The 3,935-nt window shown below is 40.7% G+C and carries 3 protein-coding genes; all 3 read left to right on the top strand.

Annotation, left to right across the window (positions count from 1 at the left end; genetic code table 11):
* Positions 1 to 671 precede the first annotated feature (671 nt).
* Complete coding sequence (gene fdxB / locus IQ229_RS16800) at positions 672 to 965, top strand: ferredoxin III, nif-specific (RefSeq protein ID WP_190730863.1); 294 nt, start codon at positions 672 to 674, stop codon at positions 963 to 965.
* Positions 966 to 1,478: 513 nt separating this feature from the next.
* Complete coding sequence (locus IQ229_RS16795) at positions 1,479 to 2,525, top strand: cytochrome c oxidase subunit II (protein ID WP_194045613.1); 1,047 nt, start codon at positions 1,479 to 1,481, stop codon at positions 2,523 to 2,525.
* 154 nt (positions 2,526 to 2,679) lie between these two features.
* The coding region (locus IQ229_RS16790) for a cytochrome c oxidase subunit I (RefSeq protein ID WP_194045611.1) at positions 2,680 to 3,935 on the top strand (1,256 nt) is incomplete at its 3' end.

Below are 3,935 nucleotides of genomic sequence, written 5' to 3'. Positions count from 1 at the left end.
TGTTCGTATCGAGCTTTAAAAAAATCTTAATATTTATTTAAATTTCAATTTGATGAACATTTTAGCTTTGACCATAAACTGTTTTTGGAAAATATTGAAGTCTACCATAGTTGGATTTCATCTGATTTATTAATGATTTTAATATTTAATGTAGGATAAGATTCTGCTACTAAGTTTACAGTTCCTTCATAATTAGCTTTACTTTCTTTAAATAAACAAATAATATCTTTTGTCATCATTTATCTAAATAGATTAATTAAAAATAAATTAGAATTTACTGGCTTTTAAAATACATATTGCATATATGAAAATGTAACTCACGAACATTTGTTTTTGTATCAACCACTACCATTTACATCTATTTGTCTGACTAATCAAAAAAATACTTGAAAAAGAATATCATCACTCTTATAGAGATATTTGTATCTGCTGGAAATAATAATTATCTATACACAGTAGTAAGTAGCTACTTTAGCTCCCTACAACTAGACAATTATTATCAATAATTTCTATCTATAATTTGAAATCAAAAACAATATAATTTTGTGTTCAAAGTCATCGAAATTTGATGACTAAAAAGTGATTTTTGAATATAAACAAATAAAAGATTAGGATAATATGATGATTAATGCACAAACAGATTGAAAGGCAAAATTGCCGAAGGATTATTCATGGCACAGCTAACAGGTTTGACATTTGGCGGTAAGGCTTGGACACCAAAATTCGCTCAAGAAATTGACAAGGATAAATGTATCGGTTGTGGCAGATGCGTAAAAGTATGCGGTTACAATGTGCTGGGTTTGAAAGCGCTCAATGAAGAAGGCGAATTTGTAGAAGATGAAGATGATGAAGAAATTGAACGGAAAGTAATGGCAGTTACTTCTCCAGAGAACTGTATTGGTTGTGAAGCATGTTCACGGATTTGTCCCAAGAATTGCTACACGCATGTTGCATTAAACAACTAAGGTTTTTGAAGTTAGTTAAAATTGTTGTTCATTCAAGGAGGCACTGTTTTTATAAAGCGCAAAAGCGCTAGGCAAGGTAACTTGAGGGGAATATTAAGTATTTGCTGTAACTAATAAAAAGTTCACAGTAAACAAATCCGTAAATCGCAAAATGTCAGTTATTAACAAATTTAAACTTGCTGCTAATATAGCCTAATCAATATTAGGTCTAACAGTGCCCTCTTGGAACAACTAGCTTTTCTGGGAGCAGGGGGCTACCTTTTTCATAGGAGTTGAAATATAATTTGTAAGTTTGTGGGGGAAAGATATGGAAAAAATCTGGAAGTTTCCCCCTTTTTTTATGGCTGCACGTTAGAAAGTTAATAAGTGAAAAGGGAATAGGGAATGGGGAATGGGAAAGAACAAGGGAATAGGGTACAGGGAATAGATAAATTCCTATTACCTGTAACCTGTAACCTCTCCCCTAATACCAGAAAATCACACCTTTAAAGACTGTTTACACAGGTAGCATGTATGCAACAAGTTCCTGTTTCACTATGGACTCTGGTTGCTGGGATAGTAGTTACAGCAATCAGTATTTGGATTGGTCAGAATCACACTTTGATGCCGGTGCAAGCATCGTTACAAGCGCCTCTGGTAGACGGTTTTTTTAACGTCATGTTTACCATTGCGATCGCACTCTTCTTAGTGGTAGAAGGAACAATTGTACTTTTTTTGATTCAGTTTCGTCGTCGTCGCGGTGATGATAGCGATGGTGTGCGAGTAGAAGGCAACGTTCCCTTAGAAATCTTTTGGACAGCAATCCCAACAGTGATTGTCCTTTGTTTGGGCATTTACAGCGTAGATGTTTTTAACCGAATGGGCGGCTTTGAGCCTGCGGGTCATCCTCATTCAGCAGCTCATGTTGCTCATAAGTCGGGAACTGCTTTTGCAGCCACATTAAGCGATACCTCTGAAGCAACAACTGCCCCGACAATTGCCCCAACAATCGGTATTGGCGCGTCTCCTCAAACCCTAGACAAGCCAGCCGATTTAGTTGTTGATGTCAAAGGCATACAGTATGCCTGGATATTTAATTACCCTGATAGTGGCATTACCTCTGGGGAATTGCACATACCCGTTGGTGCTGATGTGCAACTCAACCTTTCAGCACAAGATGTAATTCATTCATTCTGGGTACCAAACTTCCGCTTGAAACAAGATGCACTTCCCGGTATCCCTACCGAACTACGATTTGTTGCCACCAAACCAGGTACGTATCCCGTAGTTTGTGCTGAGTTGTGCGGTGGTTATCACGGTTCAATGCGGACACAGGTAATTGTCCACACACCAGAAGAATATGATAGCTGGCGGACAGAAAACCAGATTGCTCAACAGCAAAACCTAAATCAAGTCGTTGCAGTGAGCGAGTCCCCGTCTTGGCGGTTTCCGGCGATGGGGAACTCGCGAACCCAAAGGGTTAATCCAGCCGACTTATCAACATCAGAGTTTCTCGCGCCCCACACCCTTGAGATGGGAATCAGCGCAGCAACTTTAGAGTCATTAGTCATTAGTCATTAGTCATTGGTCATTGGTCATTGGTCATTGGTCATTGGTCATTGGTCATTAGTCATTGGTAACTGACAAATGACAACGGACAACGGACAAATGACAAAGGACAAAAGACAAAGGACAAAAGACAAAAGACAAATGACAAAGGACAAAGGACAAAAATATGACGCAGGTAGAATTTCCACGGAATACTCCACCAGAAGAAAATAAACCGAAAATGGTGGCTGGCCACACCTCCCATCCGAAGGCGTGGAAATGGCAGGACTATTTTACATTTAATGTTGACCACAAGGTTATTGGTATCCAATACCTAGTGACGGCGTTTGTGTTTTATCTCATCGGTGGATTGATGGCTGTTGCTCTGCGTGTCGAATTAGCAACACCAGATGCAGACGTACTCGACCCCAATCTGTATAACGCTTTCATGACCAATCACGGGACGATCATGATCTTCCTGTGGATTGTCCCTAGCGCTATTGGCGGATTTGGTAACTATTTAGTGCCGTTGATGGTCGGTGCTAGGGATATGGCGTTTCCAAAGCTAAACGCGATCGCCTTTTGGTTAAATCCACCAGCAGGTGCGCTCATTTTAGGTAGTTTCATTTTTGGTGGTTCGCAATCTGGTTGGACAGCTTACCCACCTTTGAGTTTGGTGACAGCGCCAATCGCTCAAACTATGTGGATACTTGCGATCGTTTTGGTGGGAACTTCTTCAATTTTGGGTTCGCTGAACTTTGTGATCACCATTTTGATGATGAAGGTTCCGAGCATGAAATGGGATCAAGTACCCCTATTTTGCTGGGCAATCTTGGCAACCTCCCTGTTAGCGCTTCTCTCCACACCTGTATTAGCAGCCGGTTTAGTTCTGCTGTTGTTTGACCTCAACTTTGGCACTTCTTTCTTCAAACCAGATGCAGGCGGTAACGTTGTAATTTATCAACACTTATTCTGGTTTTATTCTCACCCGGCAGTATATTTAATGATTCTGCCCATCTTCGGTATCATGTCGGAGGTAATTCCAGTTCACGCCCGTAAGCCAATTTTTGGTTATAAAGCGATCGCTTATTCTAGTGTAGCCATCTGTGTTGTCGGTTTGTTCGTCTGGGTACACCACATGTTCACCAGTGGCACACCCGGTTGGATGCGGATGTTCTTCACCATCTCCACTCTTATAGTTGCAGTTCCCACTGGCGTGAAGATTTTTGCCTGGGTTGCTACCCTTTGGGGTGGTAAAATCCGCTTCACAGGTGCGATGCTTTTCGCCATTGGCTTGTTATCCATGTTTGTCATGGGCGGCTTAAGTGGTGTGACGATGGGAACAGCGCCTTTTGATGTTCACGTCCACGACACATATTATGTTGTAGGACATTTCCATTATGTTCTATTTGGCGGTTCCGTGTTTGGTATCTACGCAGGTAT

This window comes from Nostoc cf. edaphicum LEGE 07299 (assembly GCF_015207245.1).
In the GTDB taxonomy this organism is placed as follows: domain Bacteria; phylum Cyanobacteriota; class Cyanobacteriia; order Cyanobacteriales; family Nostocaceae; genus Nostoc; species Nostoc edaphicum_B.
Note: the sequence above shows the minus strand (reverse complement) of the source record. Positions and strands in the feature narration are given on the sequence as shown.

What these genes read in the sequence shown, in the direction of transcription:
- IQ229_RS16795 (WP_194045613.1), top strand. Translation starts at nt 1,479, where the DNA reads ATGCAACAAGTTCCTGTTTCACTATGGACTCTGGTTGCTGGGATAGTA.
- fdxB (WP_190730863.1), top strand. Translation starts at nt 672, where the DNA reads ATGGCACAGCTAACAGGTTTGACATTTGGCGGTAAGGCTTGGACACCA.